Here is a 17073-nt window from a genome sequence, read left to right as displayed (position 1 = left end):
AATTTTGAAGGGAGAGTTTGCCTCAATTGGAGACTTTGCTAGTCATTTTGCACGTATTTATTTTACTTTTACTTATTATTGGGCTATTTGCCATGCAGAAGAAACATGTTTCTTTTTCAAAACGTGTGTTTACTGCCCTGGGGCTGGGGATCGTTTTTGGATTTGCGCTTCAGCTGATATACGGTCCGACTTCCAACATTGTGGTTCAAACAGCCGACTGGTTTAATATTGCCGGAGGCGGATATGTCAAATTGCTTCAGATGATTGTCATGCCGCTTGTTTTTATTTCCATTCTAGGCGCTTTTACAAAGATGAAGCTGACAAAAAATCTCGGGAAAATCAGCGGTTTGATTATCGGGATTTTGGTTGCGACTACAGCGGTAGCCGCGGCGGTTGGTATTGCGTCCGCCCTTTCCTTTGATCTTCAGGCGATTCAGGTTGACCAAGGAAATACAGAGCTTTCTCGGGGACAGGAGCTTGAACAGAAATCAGAGGAGATGACAGCAAAAACACTGCCGCAGCAAATGATTGAGCTGCTTCCTGGTAATCCGTTTTTGGATTTTACAGGGGCTAGACCGACATCAACGATCGGAGTCGTTATTTTTGCCGCTTTTCTGGGCATTGCATTTCTGGGTGTGAGACGGAAACAGCCGGAACAGGCTGAAACGTTCAAAAAATTGATTGATGCTGTTTACGCCATTGTCATGCGTGTTGTTACTCTCATCTTGAGACTGACGCCTTACGGTGTGCTGGCCATTATGACAAAAACGATTGCGACAAGTGATATTGACAGCATTTTGAAACTGGGTATGTTTGTCATTGCTTCATATGCCGCGTTAATTGCAATGTTTATCATTCACTTGCTTCTGCTGACGATCAGCGGATTAAATCCGGTTGTTTATTTGAAAAAAGCGCTGCCTGTACTCGTGTTTGCATTTACGTCACGATCAAGCGCAGGCGCTTTGCCGCTGAATATTAAAACACAAAGAAGCTTGGGTGTCCCGGAAGGAATTGCGAATTTCGCCGGCTCGTTCGGGCTATCTATCGGCCAAAATGGCTGTGCAGGCATTTATCCGGCTATGCTGGCGATGATGATTGCCCCGACAATCGGTCAAAATCCGTTTGATCCGGCGTTTATCATCTCAGTGATCGCGGTTGTTGCCATCAGTTCGTTTGGTGTCGCCGGGGTTGGCGGAGGAGCTACATTCGCAGCGCTGCTCGTTTTATCAGCGTTAAATATGCCTGTCGCGCTCGCCGGTTTATTAATCTCTATCGAACCGTTGATTGACATGGGACGTACTGCGCTGAATGTCAGCGGAAGTATGACATCAGGGCTGATTACCAGCAAAGTTACGAAGGAAATAGATTCTGGTGTATTCCAAGATCGATCCAATGTGATCGAAGCGGAAGAAGCCTAGGCATATTAAAACGTGTAATCCACGGGGGATTACACGTTTTTTTTAACGGCCGGGTTCTAAGTCTTCCAGCATTTCCATTACAGTGTTGTCATCCATTACATTCATTGCGCTTTGTTCGAAATGGATTGGCTCTGCATATTGCTGCTGTCTATTTCTGGCTGTTGTTGTGTCCGTTTGGCGATTATGCTGAGACTGATGCTGATGCTGTTGAGGGTGGCTTTGCTGCTGGCCTGCATGCTGATGCTGCCGGCCATTTTGCTGACGATTTTGAGATTGATCTTGATTATTCCCGCCAAACGCCTGTTTCATCATATCTCCAACATTAGAAACATCAAACGACTTATTTTGAGAATTCCGGTTGCTCATTTGGCCTGTAATAAACCCGCTGATTTTTTGCCGGATCTGCGGTGATAAAGCAGCAACAAGCACAGTTGAACCGATAACTAAGGCTGTCGGACTGATTCCTTTTCGCTGATTGAACAACGTGATCCCTCCTTTATAAGTGTATTGATATTTTCCCCTCTGATTAGACAAATTAACCGTTTTATTTCCCGGGAAAGCATTTCCGTTATTTTTTCATGCATATTTAGAGCCAATTAGAAAAACCTATAAGTAAAGTGATAAAGGAGGAATTCACATGCTTGGAAAAAAACAAGTCCTTGCGTCCATGCTTCTTATCCCTTTGCTTATGACTGGCTGCAGTATGGCCAATCAGGGTGAGGGCAGACGTGATAATGCAGAGCCAGAAAATGTTAACTACCGCAATCCGGCAAATGATAACGGCACAAGAAATATCAACAATGCAAATGATAGCCGTGACAACGTTGACAATAATATGACGAATAATGGTAATAACAATAACGGTAATGATAACCGTAAGTTGGAAGTTGCTGATGATGCAGCCGATAAAATTACCGATATGAAAGAAGTTAAACACGCGAATGTGATTGTTGCCGGAAATCAAGCTTATGTTGCAGTTGTATTAACAAATGGGAAAAAAGAAGTTGGAAAAGATCTGAAAAAGAAAATTTCCGATAAAGTAAGAGACACTGATAAGAACATGGACAATGTTTATGTTTCTGCTAATCCAGACTTTGTTGATCGGATGCAGGGGTATGGCGAACGGATTCAAAATGGCGATCCGATTGCAGGATTCTTTGATGAATTCAGTCAAACAGTACAACGTGTCTTTCCGCAAGCTGAATAACATATAAAAAGCCGCATAACTTGTGCGGCTTTTTTCTTTGCAGAAATGACACGCTGTGAACTAAGGCTGCATAGAGTAAAAATAAAAGGTACAAGACGGACCGGCTCAGGGAGGGAGACGTTTGCAGGGTGGCATAGGAAAGCGTGCGGCATCCGCTCTATTCCTGTGCGGAGTCCTTGTGATGCTGGCCGTAAGCTCGGCCATCGTATCAAGCACGATGTATATTCTGTCTTTGCCAGGGCAGACATCTGGGATAACGAAAGAACAAGTGACGAAGCACATGAAGAAAGAGTCATTTAAACAGGCCGATGTTTATTACACTTCTAAGGAAAAATCCTTACTGCCATTAACGAAAGAAACGCTTGAATATGCGGTGAGTATTAATCAGGTCATGCTTGACTATTCGAATCATAAGCCTATTGATATTATTTTTTTTCCTAATGAAAAACAGATGGAGGCTTATTCCGGTTTATTGGATGTTGTCGGCTTTTATTCTGAGCGGGAGCAGCTGATCGGATTATTGCCTGAAGAGAAAAAGCAGCTTTTAGAAGGTGATGATGTAGCGGTTTATCTGTATCAGAGATTATTGATTCATGAGTACACACACCATGCGTTTCATCAGAAATTACGGGAACTCGAAGCAGATCCTGATGAGTTCCCCTTATGGTTCCATGAAGGATTAAGCGAGTGGATCGCGAACTATGAATTGCTCATAGATCCGATTACGTTTACTGTCGTGCCGTTTGACCGTTTGCAGACAGATCAGAACTGGCAGGAAGCTCGATCGGAATATGAAACCGATGTTTATTTGCAAAGCTTTTATATGATCAATGAGCTGACGGAAACATACGGGAAAGACATTATTTTGGAGATTATAAAGGAAACAGCGAAAAAAGGGGATTTTAAAAAAGGGTTTAAAGCGGCGACTCAGGATAGTCTTGATCAATTTGAAGAAGATTTTACCAGAACGTTTGAAGAAAATGCGGCATTGGATAGTTTCTATCCAATGCCTTTTTTATTTAATGAAGTCCCTGCTGGCCCATACCGCCTTGAGTCGGAGGCATTTGTCCTTGTGCAGGGGCAAATGAATTTCTCAGTTGTTCCATATCCTGCGCGTCAAGCTGCGGAACTTGGTAATAACCATGTTTGTTTTGGTAAAGGAAAATCTCAAAAGCCATTTCGACATACTGCTGAATTTGCGCAGACAGTACACGTCTTACGGCGGGATTTGTCATTTCTAGAGAAGCCATCGTGAGCATAGATGCCTGTGCCTTAACAGCGCAAAGCATTTGGCGGCTGATGATGCTGTCATCAATGTCATTCATAGACTGAACAGGTTTCTTAGGCTGTGCCGGCTGCATACCGTAAACAGTCTGGTTGTCTTCTTTCATCATATAAGTTGCCGTTTTTTGTGAAGGCTCGCTTCCTGTTTTGAAGCACTCTGCCGTTAAGTTATATTGAGATGTAATGAATTGATATTGACGGTCAAGGATGTTTAATAATTCCTGATCCTTACAGAATTGTCTCAGCATCATAAACTGATCAAGCACAGTAAGCGTTCCGGAAAGCACCTCGTGCATATCAAACATTTCATGTCCGCCGTGATTTTGATGCGGTTTGCCTGGTATCCCTTTATTCTGTGATTGCTGCTGAAATTGCTGATCCAAACCGAATTCCTCCTTTTTTTTCAGATCAGCTGTATTTTGTGCTTGTCTGCCGTGTTTTATGCAGCGCCTGACAGGATTTATATGCTGATTGTCGAAGTGATTAGCAAATAAACGAATGATGCAAGATGTAAGGGAGGAAAACTGATGAGGCGTTTTTTGCATGTTGTTTTGATCATACTTTTCATTTTCTTGAATGTCATGTCCGCTTATGAAGCTGTAAGAGCTGCTGAGCCAGAACCAATATCGGTTGAAAAAGCGATACAGCAAAAAGAGGGCCAAGCTCTTGTCGAAGGATATACAATCGGCCAAGCTGTTTCACCCCAGCATTACAATCTGACAAGCCCTTTTTCAAATGATTATAACGTTGCTATAGCGGACAGAAAAAACGAGACATCACCCGATTACATTCTTCCCGTGCAAATCCCCTCCGCATTTAGAAGCCAATTCGGACTGCAAACGAACCCGCTGCTTCTTGGGAAAAAGATAGCTGTTCAAGGCGAGCTTGAACATTATTTTAATACGACAGGTCTTAAGAAGATTCAGTCAATGGTCTTAAAGGATGACGCTGAATCTCCGCCGGCAGCACAGCCTATTACAATACAGGAAGCGCGCGGCCGAATGAATGAACATGTCACGATTAAAGGCGTTGTTACTGCCGATCAGAGCGCAATCGGAGGCGGAAAGCTGTCGACCTTTATGCAGGATGACACAGGCGGCATCAACATTTATTCGGCAGCACCAGAGAATTTCCCTGAGTTAAAAGAAGGAATGGACATTACGGTGACAGGGAAAATAACGACTTACCAAGGGCTTACTGAAATAGTTCCGGATACATCAGGCATCCGTATTACCCAATCAAATCAGCCTCTCCCTGTCCCTGAATTTTCAATGATCAATGAACTGGTCAATGGCAGCTTGGGTGATCAGTATGAAGGGCGTCTTGTAACAGTCAAAGCTTATATTTCTTCTATTCCAAATTCTCAAGCAGGCGGCGGTTACAATGTTACGATGATCGATAATGATCACCACGCAATGACACTGCGTGTTATGAGTGAGACAGGTATCATTGATGAACTGACTGAGGATAAATGGTATGAAATCACTGGCGTGTTGAGCAGATATCAATCCTTTCAGCTTCTTCCGCGAAAATCAGCAGACATGAAGCTGCTTCAAGAGCAGCCTGCTCCGCCGTCTTCAGAAGGCGAATATGAAACTGTGGTTGATCGCGTTGTAGACGGTGATACCATTCATGTCAAAAAACCGATACTTGGCACGGCAAAAATCCGTTTTGTAAATGTAGACACGCCAGAAACGTACCACACACCAAAAAATGAAGCGGATGAAAATCAGTTAAGATTTGGCAAGAAAGCCTCTGACTATTTAAAAACTGTTTTGTCTCCAGGAGATCAAATAACGGTAAAAGTCGGCAGCGAAGCCAAGGACAGCTATGGCAGACTTCTTGGACAGGTTGTGACTGAGACAGGGGCAAATGTAAATTTAGAACTCGTGAAAAATGGCTATGCTCCAACATATTTTATTTGGCCTGTTGAAAATGAAGAGGATTATCAGGAATTTCAGGCCGCAGCCGCCAATGCAAAAAAAGAGCAAAAAGGCATTTGGAGTGAAGCGGATCCTCTTATGGAAATGCCGTTTGAATTTAGAGCCAGAGAGCAGGGGAAAGGGCTGACAAGGTATGTGGGAGACTCATCAAACAAGACCTATGTTACGCCAGCAGACTGGAGGCAGGTGGCTGTGGAAAACAGGATCTTCTTTGCTTCAGCAGCTGAAGCAGAGAGTGCCGGTTACAAGAAAAAGCAAACCTCTCTCCAAGAAAATATACCGCTTAGGATTTTAAGCATGAACGATTTACATGGGAAAATCGATCAGCAATACGAGCTTGATCTTGATGGAGACGGCACTCCAGATGGCACATTCGGACGCATGGACTATGCTGCTGCCTATTTGAAAGAAAAAAAGGCGGAAAAGAAAAACACGCTCACTGTGCACGCCGGGGATATGATCGGGGGCAGTTCGCCCGTATCATCTCTTCTTCAAGATGAACCAACTGTGGAACTGATGGAGGATATCGGATTTGATGTCGGAACTGTGGGCAATCACGAGTTCGATGAAGGTACGGATGAACTCATGAGAATGTTAAAAGGGGGAGATCACCCGAAAGGCACTAGCGGCTATGACGGACAAAACTTTCCCCTTGTGTGCGCCAATTGTAAAATGAAGTCTACCGGAGAACCCTTTTTGCCGGCTTATGACGTTATAAACGTAGAGGGCATACCTTTTGCTTTTATTGGGGTTGTCACACAGTCGGCGGCCGGAATGGTCATGCCTGACGGAATAAAGGATATTGAGTTTACCGATGAAGTACAAGCGGTAAATGACGCTGCCGAAGAGCTGAAGAAAAAAGGCATCAGGGCCATTGCAGTGCTCGCACATATGTCTGCCGAACAAAACGGCACCACAATTACAGGCGAATCCGCTGACCTTGCAAACAAATCAGATTCTGAGATAGACATCATTTTTGCAGCGCATAACCATAAGGTCGTCAATGGTGAAGTGAACGGCAAGCTGATCGTTCAGGCGTTTGAATACGGAAAAGCGATAGGTGTCGTTGATCTGGAAATCAATAAACAGACAAAAGACATCGTCAAAAAATCGGCTGATATCGAATACGTCGATCAAAGCAAGAAAAAACCTGATGCCAGCGCCTCAGCTATTTTAAGGAAGTATCAGGCCCTTGCTGAACCGATTATCAGCGAAGTAGTCGGTGAGGCGGCTGTTGATATGGAAGGCGGTTATTCTAATGATGGCGACACACCACTTGGGAATTTGATTGCTGATGGCATGAGAGCGGCGATGAAAACGGATTTTGCGCTAATGAATGGCGGCGGGATACGGGAAGGACTGAAGAAAGGCCCAATTACATGGGGAGACCTTTATAACATTCAGCCGTTTGGAAATGTGCTGACGAAGCTTGAGATTAAAGGAAAAGATTTGCGGGAGATCATCAATGCGCAAATCTCACCGGTTTTCGGCCCTGACTACAGCATAAGCGGGTTTACGTATACGTGGGATAAAGAAACAGGCAAAGCGGTTGATATAAAGATGGCAGACGGAACCGAAATCCAGCCGGATGCCACATACACATTAACCGTTAATCATTTTATGGCGACGGCGACAGGAGCCAAATACCAGCCAATCGGATTGTTTGGGAAACATCCGGTTACAGGGCCTGAGGATTTAGAAGCGACTGTAGAGTATGTAAAAAGCTTTGATAAGCCGATTTCATATACAAAAGAAGGCAGAATTAAACTGGCTGAAGACAGTCAGGCTGAAGACCCAGTCACTGAAGACCCGGCAGACAGTCCGGGACCAGACGATCCGGGCAAGGCAAATCCGGCACCTGGGGAAGAACAGCCTGATCTAAGAGAGACCCCGGGCACAGCTCCGGTCAATCAGCTGCCGCCTGCAGTCATTTCGACCTTTGAAGAATTAACAGAGACCAAACAGCCTGTCACTGCCGCCGGCCGTATAAACACACTGCCTTTGCATAAAGAAAGTGAGGAAAGCGGTTCTGATCATAAGCTTCCGGATACGTCAGCAGGATACTACAACTTTATTGTGATCGGCGCAGCGGTCTCACTGTCCGGAACGTATTTATATATCAGAAGGAAAAGGAGTGCCGCTACGACGTGAAAAAATATATTCCTCTTGTGATCATTGTGATCGGTCTTGTGATCACAGGCTACGGGGGCTTCAAACTGATTGATACCAGCATGAAAACAGAGCAGACATTAAAAGAAGCAAAAAAGGCAGCTGAACAGCCGCAGGCCATTGCAGGCACGAAGGAAAACGATAATCAAGCCAAGAAAAAATCATCGTTTAAGCCGAAGACCGGCCAAGCAAGCGGCATACTGGAAATACCGAAAATCAATGCGGAGCTTCCGATCGTGGAAGGGACTGATGCAGATGATTTAGAAAAGGGTGTGGGGCATTACAAGGACAGCTATTATCCAGATGAAAACGGGCAAATTGTACTGTCAGGACATCGGGACACCGTGTTTCGCCGGACAGGAGAGCTTGAAAAAGGTGACCGGCTCAACATCATCCTTTCATATGGAGATTTCACATATGAAATTGAAAAAACAAAAATCGTGGATAAGGATGATACCTCCATTATTACGCTGCAGCACGAAAAGGAAGAGCTCATTCTGACCACCTGCTATCCTTTTTCATACGTCGGGAATGCCCCGAAACGTTATATTATTTACGGAAAACGTATTTCATAAAAAAAGCCGCAGGACAATCCCTGCGGCTTTTTTTCATGATAAATACGTATGGCAAAGGCTTTCTATATCAGCGGGAAGAGGTGCTTCGGCAGCGATCAGCTCTTCGGTAATCGGATGAACAGCCTGTACCTTTTTGGCATGCAGTGCCTGCCTGTTAAGAAATTGGCTCTCGCCTCCGTAAAGTGTATCCCCAGTAAGCGGATGGCCGATGCTTGCCATATGCACACGGATTTGATGTGTTCTGCCTGTTTCCAGCTCTAATTCAGCAAGCGAGAGCTGTTCTCTTGCATTGATAGCAAGGGTACGGTAATGGGTGACGGCGGCTTGTCCGCCTGGCGAAATCCGCCGTCTTGTCGGGTGTGATCTGTCTCTTCCAATCGGCGAATCGATCTTGCCTTTTTTCGGTTTCAGTTTTCCTTCAACAATTGCGAGATACGTACGCTTCAGCGTTTTTTGCTCTAGCTGCTGGTCTAAGATGGCATGCGCCAGACGATGCTTGGCGAATACGACAGCGCCTGATGTATCCTGATCAAGGCGGTGGACATGGCGCACTTTGATTGTTTCGCCATTCACCTGAAAGTGATATGCGATCAAATTGGCGAGTGTGCCGGTTTGGCCTTCTTCGTTGGGATGAGTGGAAATACCAGCTGGTTTATTGACGATTAACATGTGGCGGTCTTCAAATAAAATATCAAGTTCTCCATACTCAGGTATGACGGAGGACTCTTCGTTTTCCTGAAGATCAATAAACAGGCGGTCACCCTTTTTTACGAGTATGTTGTTTTTGACAGGCTCGTGATTGACCTTTATATTGTGATAAGTCATCCATTCTTGGATAACGGGTTTAGAAGCTTTGAGCTCTGTTTTCAGCACAGAAAACAGCCATTGTCCGTCCTGTTTTTCACTGATTATCAGCTCTAGCCCTTTGCCTTTTTCTTTCATGATCAAATGGCTCCTTTTTTGCGCGAAAGGCTGCTGCTTCTCATAGGAAACACTTACCTTAACATTCGCGTTTTTTTCTGTGATATTCTTGAGAAAGACTTTGGATATTCGATGGCAAGAAAGGTGATAGACGTGAGAATCGTGAACGCAGCAACTGAAGAACAGGAAAGCTTTATCAAGGAACTGTCAATGGAGCTTTTCCATCATGTATTTCCTCTTTATTTCTCCGAACTGGACATTCAGCGCTTTAAAAAGAAAGGCGTTCTGTCTTTAAATAACCAATATTACCAAGGAACATTAAAAGAAGCTTTTCAAATTATGGCTTGTCTGCAAATGATACATATTATTCTGACAAAGCCTTCACCGCATGATGACTTGAGTGATCAAGCCATTTTTGATAAAAACAGCAAGATGCTTAATGATTGCGGAGTATATTTTCCGTTTGCTTTATCTGATTTTCAACCGAAAACAAACAATGCCTTTTCGGGTCACAGAAGGCTGATATAATCTCGCAGCAAGAGCTTTTCCGTTTCGAGAAAAGCTCTTTTTGCATCAGAGAAATCATACCACAAAACCTTTCCTGCAACTCCCTTTTTAATCATCCGGTGTCTGAACATACTAATGATTGAAAGGGGTGCTGACCAATGAGTTCAGTTAAACATTCAATGACAACGCAGGTAGCAACCGTTTCTCCGAATCAAACGATTCAGGAAGCGGCTTCTCTGATGAAACAGCATAACGTCGGGGCGGTTCCCGTGGTAGAGCAAGGTGTTTTAAAAGGAATGCTGACTGACCGTGACATTGCATTGAGAACCACAGCTCAAGGCCGAGATGGCCAGACACCCGTTTCAGAAGTGATGTCAACAGACCTCGTATCAGGAAATCCTAATATGAGTCTGGAAGACGCGTCGCAACTGATGGCCCAGCACCAAATCCGCCGCCTTCCTATTGTAGATCAAAACAATCTAGTCGGGATCGTTGCGCTTGGAGACCTGGCTGTCAATCAGATGTCGAACGAGTCTGCTGGAGAAGCGCTGACAAACATTTCTCATCAAAACTTGCATTAATAAGAAAGAGCTTGCAGTGTGCAGGCTCTTTCTTCACATAAACCCTTACTTTTTGAAAGCAGAGACGTTTCGGGGTATAGTGTATACATATGTCTCAATTCGGGCCAAAGGAGTTGTACGCAGTGATAAAAGCGTTAATTTTTGATTTTGATGGGCTTATTCTTGATACAGAAACGCATGAATATGAAGTCCTTCAGGAAATTTTTGAGGAACATGGCTCGGTTTTGCCGTTATCCGTTTGGGGCAAGGTTATCGGAACAGCGGCGGGATTTCGGCCATTTGAATACTTAGAAGAGCAGATAGGCAAAAAGCTGAACCATGAAGAGCTGACAAAACTGAGAAGAGACCGGTTTGCAAAACGCATGGAAACAGAAAAAGCGCGACCGGGTGTTGAAGCGTATCTGAATGCGGCAAAGGATTTAGGCTTAAAAGTAGGACTGGCTTCCAGCTCAGATTATAAATGGGTATCCGGCCATTTGAAGCAACTTGGCCTGTTTGAGAAATTCGAAGTGATTCAGACAGCTGATGATGTAGAAGAGGTCAAGCCCAATCCCGAGCTGTATTTGTTAGCGGCAAAGAATCTTGGAGTATCACCGTCGGAATGCCTCGCATTCGAGGATTCCGTCAATGGTTCGATTGCTGCCAAGCGAGCGGGCATGAAGTGTGTGATCGTTCCGAATCAAGTAACAGGCACCTTGATGTTTGAAGAATATGATCACAGGCTCGAATCAATGGCGGAGATGGAGCTCGCCCTATTGCTTGATCATCTGAACGCACAAAACTAGAAAGGAGCGAGTAGATTGTCTGAGAAATTAGATTTGACCCGTTTTGAAAAGAAAATGGTCATCCGTAATATCGAAGAGAAAGATATCGACAACATTATCGACCTTCAAAAGGACTGCTTTCCAGGCATGGAGCCGTGGAAGCGAGAGCATTTAATCAGCCATCTGGAGCATTTTCCAGAAGGGCAGTTTTGTGCAGAATTCGAAGGTGAAATTATCGGTTCGTGCTCAAGCCTCCTGATTAACTTTGATGAATATGATGACCGCCATACGTGGCAGGACATTACAGATGACGGATACATCACCAATCACAATCCGGATGGCTTAAACATGTACGGGATCGAGGTCATGGTGCATCCTGATTACAGACGGATGAAAATCGGCCATCGTTTGTATGAGGCAAGAAAGGATTTGGCAAGACGTTTAAATCTGAAAAGCATCATCATAGGCGGACGGATACCGAACTATCATAAATATGCTGATGAAATGACTGCGAGAGAGTATGTTGAACAGGTAACACGCCATCAAATTTACGATCCTGTCCTTTCTTTTCAGCTGATGAACGGTTTTACCCTGATGCGGATTAACCCGGATTATCTCCCGGATGATACAGCTTCAATCAAATATGCGACGCTTATGGAATGGAATAATGTCGATTATCTGCCGCAGCAGACAAAGCGTTATTATAAATCGGCCTTCCCTGTGAGAATTTGTGTCATTCAATACGAAATGAAAAAAATCTATTCCTTTGAGGAATTTGCGAATCAAGTAGAGTACTATGTCGATGTCGCATCTGACGCGAGGTCTGATTTTGCAGTGTTCCCGGAAATTTTCACAACCCAGCTGATGTCCTTCCTTGAGGAACGTTCACCAAGCTTGGCGGTACAGAGAATTACCGAGTATACTGAGGATTACATCAGTCTGTTTACAGACTTGGCTGTTAAGTATAATGTCAACATTATCGGCGGATCTCATTTTGTAGAAGAGGAAGGGAAAATTTATAATATCGCCTACCTGTTCAGACGTGATGGAACGATTGAGAAGCAATATAAACTGCATATTACGCCGAATGAACGCAAATGGTGGGGAATCAGCGCGGGCGACCAGGTACGTGTATTTGATACGGACTGCGGGAAAATTGCGATCCAAATTTGCTATGACATTGAGTTTCCTGAGCTTGCCCGCATTGCGGCCGATAAAGGCGCAAAAATTATTTTTACGCCATTTTGTACGGAAGACCGCCAAGGCTACTTGCGTGTCAGATACTGTTCACAGGCAAGAGCGGTCGAAAATCAAATTTATACCGTCATTTCCGGAACGGTTGGAAACCTGCCGCAAACTGAAAATATGGATATCCAATATGCTCAGTCCGGCATCTTTGCCCCTTCTGATTTTGAATTCGCAAGAGACGGCATCGTTGGGGAAACCAACCCGAATATTGAAATGGTCGTCATTGGCGATGTTGACTTAGAAATTCTCAGAAGACAGCGCCAAAACGGAACGGTGCGTCAGCTCAAAGACAGACGCCGCGATATTTATCACATTCACTATAAAAAATAATGCGAAAGCCCGCCTGAATTGGCGGGCTTTTTTTAAAAAAGCGGAATTGAAACTCTGCCGTGCTTTCTTTAAAATAGATATAAATGTGTGTACATCGGAAAAGAAGGTGCCTTATGGAGTTTCTGCTTGTTTTAGTTCCCGTTTTCGGAATCTTCGCAATTGGTTATATCGGACAAAAAACACTCGGTTTTGATATTCAGACATTGTCCAAAATGTCCTTATATTTAATGTCTCCTTTTTTGGCTTTTGATACGTTTTATTCAAACGAGCTGACGATGGACTATGTGTATCTGTCTATTTTTGTGCTGGGTCTATGCCTGGTTCTTGTGCTGTGGGTCTCCTTTTTATCCTTTTTTCATAGGTATCCGAACCAAGATCGCTGTGCCATGATTCTCTCATCAGCCTTTATGAATAACGGCAATTACGGCACGCCTGTCGTACTGCTTGTGTTTGGGACGGCGGGGCTGGATACGGCTGTTGTGTTAATGGTGCTGCAGCAGTTAATTATGAGTACTATCGGCATGTATTACGCTGCAAAGGGCGGTTCGGAGGAAGGCGGATTTAAAACGGTGATGACTCGGGTTATCCGTATGCCTGTGGCGTACGGAGCACTTTTAGGCGCAATACTTCAGCTTATGCATATTTCAATCCCTAAAGAGTTAATGACAGGCATTGAACTGGTCGGAAATGCGACGATTCCGACGATCATGATTATTCTTGGCATGCAGCTTGCGCTGATCTCTTTCAGGAATATTGAATACAGAAAAATTTCTTATTCTCTGCTGCTGAAGCTGATGGTATCACCGTTAATTGCGCTGGCCTTCACATTGATTTTGCCTGTGGATGACATGACGAAGCAAATTATGATCCTCGTAGCGGCCATGCCGACCGCTGCCAATACGACCTTAATGGCCGTTCAGTTTAATACAAGGCCCGAAGTCGTTTCCAGTGCCACTTTTATCAGCACAATGCTGAGCATAGTCACTTTGCCGGTCCTGCTTTGGATGCTGCATCCTCTTTCTTCTTGATGAAAGAGGATGTTTTAATTACCCGGCGGTTTATTGACTCCTTTGTCGTCTGGCTTTATATTGAAGTCAGGGAAATCATCACCTAGACATCACATAAGAGAAGGTCTGTTTCAATTTATTTATTGAACGCTAATGAAATGGAGATGATGGGGATGGAAAACATTCAGCAAAATCAGGGATTAAAGCAAAAGGATGAGCAATTCGTGTGGCATGCTATGAAGGGAGCGCATCAAGCGGACAGTCTGATTGCCCAAAAGGCGGAAGGAGCCTGGGTGACTGATATAGACGGACGCCGCTATCTTGATGCGATGTCCGGTTTGTGGTGCGTTAATATTGGTTACGGCAGAAAAGAGCTTGCGGAGGCTGCCTATGAACAATTAAAGGAACTGCCGTATTACCCGTTAACGCAAAGTCACGCACCTGCGATTCACTTGGCGGAAAAGCTGAATGAGTGGCTTGGCGGCGATTATGTGATTTTCTTTTCCAACAGCGGATCGGAAGCAAATGAAACCGCTTTTAAGATCGCTCGCCAATACCATCTGGAAAACGGCGACCACAGCCGTTATAAATTCATCTCTAGATATAGATCCTATCACGGCAATACGTTGGGAGCGCTCTCTGCCACCGGCCAGGCACAGCGGAAATATAAATATGAACCGTTAAGCCAAGGATTCCTGCACGCCGCCCCGCCTGATGTCTACCGAAATCCTGAAGACGCCGATACGCTAGAGAGCGCAAATGAAATTGACCGCATCATGACATGGGAATTAAGCGAAACGATTGCCGGTGTCATTATGGAGCCCATTATTACTGGCGGAGGCATTTTAATGCCGCCGGACGGATATATGAAGAAAGTGGAGGAAATCTGCCGCCGCCACGGCGCCCTTCTGATTTGTGACGAAGTCATCTGCGGATTTGGGCGGACTGGCGAGCCGTTCGGATTTATGCACTACGGCGTAAAGCCCGATATCATTACAATGGCGAAAGGGATTACAAGCGCGTATCTGCCATTGTCAGCGACCGCGGTTAAACGGGAGATTTTTGAAGCATACCAAGGAGAAGCTCCTTATGACCGTTTCCGCCACGTCAACACATTCGGCGGCAGCCCGGCAGCCTGCGCATTAGCTTTGAAAAACCTGCAAATTATGGAGGATGAACAGCTGATTCAGCGATCCCGCGATCTCGGGGCAAAGCTTTTAGGTGAGCTTCAGTCGTTGAGAGAACACCCTGCAGTAGGGGATGTAAGGGGAAAAGGGCTGCTGGTCGGAATCGAACTTGTCAAAGATAAGCTGACTAAAGAGCCGGCTGGCGCTGACCAAGTGAACCAAGTGGTTGCGGCATGCAAAGAGAAAGGGCTGATCATCGGCAAAAACGGTGATACAGTCGCCGGATATAACAATGTCATTCAGCTCGCCCCGCCATTTTGTCTGACAGAAGAGGACCTTGCATTTATCGTAAAAACGGTGAAGGAAAGCATACTGACAATTTGATACAAAAGTGATTTGTTAAAGGAGCACACTATGAGTTTTCACAACCAGCCTATTTTACCGGCTATTCGCAATATGAAGCAATTTGATGAGTTTTTAAACAGCTCGTTTTCGTACGGCGTGATACTTGATATTCATCTCGGACAATTAAAGGGCGTGATCAGAGAGGCGCAAAAGCACGGGAAGAAGATGATGGTGCATGTCGATTTAATTCAAGGGATCAAACATGATGAATACGGAGCGGAATTTATCTGCCAGGATATCAAGCCAGCGGGGATTATCTCAACAAGATCAAACGTGATTGCAAAAGCGAAGCAAAAGAAAATCTATGCGATCCAGCGTTTATTTCTGCTTGATACAAGCGCAATGGAAAAAAGCATGGAGTTTGTCGGCAAGCATAAGCCTGACTTCATTGAAGTGCTGCCGGGCATCGTGCCGTCACTTATTCAGGAAATTAAAGAGAAAACAGGTATCCCTATCTTTGCGGGAGGTTTTATCCGCACAGAACAAGATGTAGAACAGGCACTGAAAGCTGGTGCCGTTGCTGTCACCACATCCAACACCAAATTATGGAAAAAATATGAAAACTTTTTGACAGAAAGTGATTGACACCGCTTTCATCCACTGATACAATTGCACTAGGTTAATACAATGTGATGGAGAATCCGGAGACCCACAGCAGCTCTTTACGGTAAAGGTTATGCACCCGTAAAGCGGTTTGTTGTGGTTTTTTTATTCTCTATCATACTTCTTAATCGCAACCTTAGGAGGAATTATCTATGACAGCATTTTGGGGAGAACTAATCGGTACGATGCTGCTTGTTATTTTTGGCGCAGGTGTTTGTGCAGGAGTCAATTTGAAGAAATCGCTTTCATATCAATCTGGCTGGATTGTTGTTGTATTTGGATGGGGATTAGGTGTGGCAATGGCCGCTTATGCGGTCGGCGGCATCAGCGGCGCCCATCTCAATCCCGCGTTAACGATAGCATTTGCTTTTGTTGGTGATTTTCCGTGGAAAGAGGTTCCGGTTTACATTGCGGCGCAAATGATCGGTGCAATGATCGGTGCGGTGATTGTTTACCTTCATTACCTGCCGCATTGGAAGTCTACCGATGATCCCGCTGCTAAGCTGGGTGTTTTTTCAACCGGACCCAGCATTCCGCATACGTTTGCAAACGTTTTAAGTGAGGTTATTGGGACATTTGTCCTTGTGCTTGGAATTTTGGCGATTGGGGCAAATGAGTTTACAGAGGGACTTAACCCTTTAATCGTCGGTTTTCTCATCGTTGCTATCGGTATTTCTCTTGGAGGAACCACGGGATATGCAATTAATCCCGCCCGCGACTTAGGCCCGCGGATTGCCCACGCACTTCTGCCGATTCCGGGGAAAGGCTCATCAAACTGGAAGTACGCATGGGTTCCTGTTGCCGGCCCGATTTTGGGCGGATCATTCGGCGGTGTATTTTACAGCGCCGCGTTTCAGGGGCAGATTACAAGCAGTTTCTGGATTGTAAGCGTTGTATTGGTTGTGGTATTGTTAGGACTCTATGGCTATACGAAAAAACATGCAGCTAAAACACTATCAAATTCAAAATATATTTAAGCAAAGG

General features: G+C 44.7%; 15 protein-coding genes and 1 pseudogene. 13 read left to right on the top strand and 3 right to left on the bottom strand.

Going from position 1 to position 17073, the window contains the following annotated elements:
• The first annotated feature begins 26 nt into the window (after nucleotides 1-26).
• Nucleotides 27-1418 carry an L-cystine transporter gene (locus MTN95_RS13195; RefSeq protein WP_248338484.1) on the top strand — a complete coding sequence of 464 codons (1392 nt, stop codon included), beginning with the start codon at nucleotides 27-29 and terminating at the stop codon, nucleotides 1416-1418.
• 42 nt (nucleotides 1419-1460) lie between these two features.
• Here the strand turns inward: MTN95_RS13195 and MTN95_RS13190 are convergent, their stop codons facing one another.
• On the bottom strand, nucleotides 1461-1901 hold the full coding sequence (locus MTN95_RS13190; protein ID WP_248338482.1) for a hypothetical protein: 441 nt from the start codon (nucleotides 1899-1901) through the stop codon (nucleotides 1461-1463).
• 154 nt (nucleotides 1902-2055) lie between these two features.
• Between MTN95_RS13190 and MTN95_RS13185 the strand changes: the two genes are divergently transcribed.
• Nucleotides 2056-2625: a YhcN/YlaJ family sporulation lipoprotein gene (locus MTN95_RS13185; RefSeq protein WP_105955262.1), complete on the top strand. Its 570-nt coding sequence runs from the start codon at nucleotides 2056-2058 to the stop codon at nucleotides 2623-2625.
• A 121-nt stretch (nucleotides 2626-2746) separates the two neighbouring features.
• Nucleotides 2747-3713, top strand: a pseudogene (locus tag MTN95_RS13180) (gluzincin family metallopeptidase).
• On the opposite strand, the gene MTN95_RS13175 reads toward MTN95_RS13180, so the two are convergent.
• The gene (locus MTN95_RS13175) at nucleotides 3645-4292 is read right to left on the bottom strand and encodes a spore coat protein (protein ID WP_024120704.1); all 648 of its coding nucleotides are present in this window, start codon (nucleotides 4290-4292) and stop codon (nucleotides 3645-3647) included. The pseudogene MTN95_RS13180 and the gene MTN95_RS13175 sit on opposite strands and share 69 nt — an antisense overlap.
• A 144-nt stretch (nucleotides 4293-4436) precedes the next feature.
• On the opposite strand from MTN95_RS13175, the gene MTN95_RS13170 reads away from it, so the two are divergent.
• Both MTN95_RS13170 and srtA read left to right on the top strand, forming a co-directional pair.
• Nucleotides 4437-8003 carry a 5'-nucleotidase C-terminal domain-containing protein gene (locus MTN95_RS13170; RefSeq protein WP_396022378.1) on the top strand — a complete coding sequence of 1189 codons (3567 nt, stop codon included), beginning with the start codon at nucleotides 4437-4439 and terminating at the stop codon, nucleotides 8001-8003.
• Entirely contained in the window at nucleotides 8000-8596 is a 597-nt protein-coding gene (gene srtA, locus MTN95_RS13165; RefSeq protein WP_105990475.1) for a sortase SrtA, read from the top strand. The genes MTN95_RS13170 and srtA overlap by 4 nt, the downstream gene beginning before the upstream one ends.
• A gap of 33 nt (nucleotides 8597-8629) precedes the next feature.
• Here srtA and MTN95_RS13160 read toward each other — a convergent pair whose 3' ends face one another.
• Entirely contained in the window at nucleotides 8630-9538 is a 909-nt protein-coding gene (locus MTN95_RS13160) for an RluA family pseudouridine synthase (protein ID WP_248338480.1), read from the bottom strand.
• Nucleotides 9539-9649: 111 nt separating this feature from the next.
• Between MTN95_RS13160 and MTN95_RS13155 the strand changes: the two genes are divergently transcribed.
• The 8 genes from MTN95_RS13155 (at nucleotide 9650) to glpF (ending at nucleotide 17066) form a co-directional block, all read left to right on the top strand.
• Entirely contained in the window at nucleotides 9650-10045 is a 396-nt protein-coding gene (locus MTN95_RS13155) for a YhcU family protein (RefSeq protein ID WP_024120707.1), read from the top strand.
• Between the two features lie 137 nt (nucleotides 10046-10182).
• Complete coding sequence (locus MTN95_RS13150; RefSeq protein ID WP_059293164.1) at nucleotides 10183-10605, top strand: CBS domain-containing protein; 423 nt, start codon at nucleotides 10183-10185, stop codon at nucleotides 10603-10605.
• Nucleotides 10606-10727: 122 nt separating this feature from the next.
• Nucleotides 10728-11390, top strand: a complete 663-nt coding sequence (locus MTN95_RS13145) for an HAD family hydrolase (protein ID WP_105955266.1) — start codon at nucleotides 10728-10730, stop codon at nucleotides 11388-11390.
• A 15-nt stretch (nucleotides 11391-11405) separates the two neighbouring features.
• Nucleotides 11406-12947 carry a bifunctional GNAT family N-acetyltransferase/carbon-nitrogen hydrolase family protein gene (locus MTN95_RS13140; protein ID WP_024120710.1) on the top strand — a complete coding sequence of 514 codons (1542 nt, stop codon included), beginning with the start codon at nucleotides 11406-11408 and terminating at the stop codon, nucleotides 12945-12947.
• Between the two features lie 113 nt (nucleotides 12948-13060).
• Complete coding sequence (locus MTN95_RS13135; protein ID WP_248338478.1) at nucleotides 13061-13975, top strand: AEC family transporter; 915 nt, start codon at nucleotides 13061-13063, stop codon at nucleotides 13973-13975.
• Nucleotides 13976-14112: 137 nt separating this feature from the next.
• Nucleotides 14113-15465: an aspartate aminotransferase family protein gene (locus tag MTN95_RS13130; protein ID WP_248338476.1), complete on the top strand. Its 1353-nt coding sequence runs from the start codon at nucleotides 14113-14115 to the stop codon at nucleotides 15463-15465.
• Between the two features lie 30 nt (nucleotides 15466-15495).
• The gene (glpP, locus tag MTN95_RS13125; RefSeq protein ID WP_029441192.1) at nucleotides 15496-16071 is read left to right on the top strand and encodes a glycerol uptake operon antiterminator GlpP; all 576 of its coding nucleotides are present in this window, start codon (nucleotides 15496-15498) and stop codon (nucleotides 16069-16071) included.
• A 170-nt stretch (nucleotides 16072-16241) separates the two neighbouring features.
• Nucleotides 16242-17066, top strand: coding sequence for a glycerol uptake facilitator protein GlpF (glpF, locus tag MTN95_RS13120; RefSeq protein ID WP_095713748.1), 825 nt, complete (start codon nucleotides 16242-16244; stop codon nucleotides 17064-17066).
• The last annotated feature ends 7 nt before the right edge of the window (nucleotides 17067-17073 follow it).

The organism is Bacillus sp. 2CMS4F, from assembly GCF_023161785.1.
GTDB lineage: Bacteria > Bacillota > Bacilli > Bacillales > Bacillaceae > Bacillus > Bacillus halotolerans.
Note: the sequence above shows the minus strand (reverse complement) of the source record. Positions and strands in the feature narration are given on the sequence as shown.

Bases quoted from the DNA above. Each gene is read 5' to 3' on its own strand.
- MTN95_RS13150 (WP_059293164.1), top strand. From the start codon at position 10,183: ATGAGTTCAGTTAAACATTCAATGACAACGCAGGTAGCAACCGTTTCT.
- MTN95_RS13185 (WP_105955262.1), top strand. From the start codon at position 2,056: ATGCTTGGAAAAAAACAAGTCCTTGCGTCCATGCTTCTTATCCCTTTG.
- MTN95_RS13155 (WP_024120707.1), top strand. From the start codon at position 9,650: ATGGCAAGAAAGGTGATAGACGTGAGAATCGTGAACGCAGCAACTGAA.
- MTN95_RS13130 (WP_248338476.1), top strand. From the start codon at position 14,113: ATGGAGATGATGGGGATGGAAAACATTCAGCAAAATCAGGGATTAAAG.
- MTN95_RS13160 (WP_248338480.1), bottom strand. From the start codon at position 9,538: ATGAAAGAAAAAGGCAAAGGGCTAGAGCTGATAATCAGTGAAAAACAG.
- MTN95_RS13170 (WP_396022378.1), top strand. From the start codon at position 4,437: ATGAGGCGTTTTTTGCATGTTGTTTTGATCATACTTTTCATTTTCTTG.
- glpP (WP_029441192.1), top strand. From the start codon at position 15,496: ATGAGTTTTCACAACCAGCCTATTTTACCGGCTATTCGCAATATGAAG.
- glpF (WP_095713748.1), top strand. From the start codon at position 16,242: ATGACAGCATTTTGGGGAGAACTAATCGGTACGATGCTGCTTGTTATT.
- MTN95_RS13135 (WP_248338478.1), top strand. From the start codon at position 13,061: ATGGAGTTTCTGCTTGTTTTAGTTCCCGTTTTCGGAATCTTCGCAATT.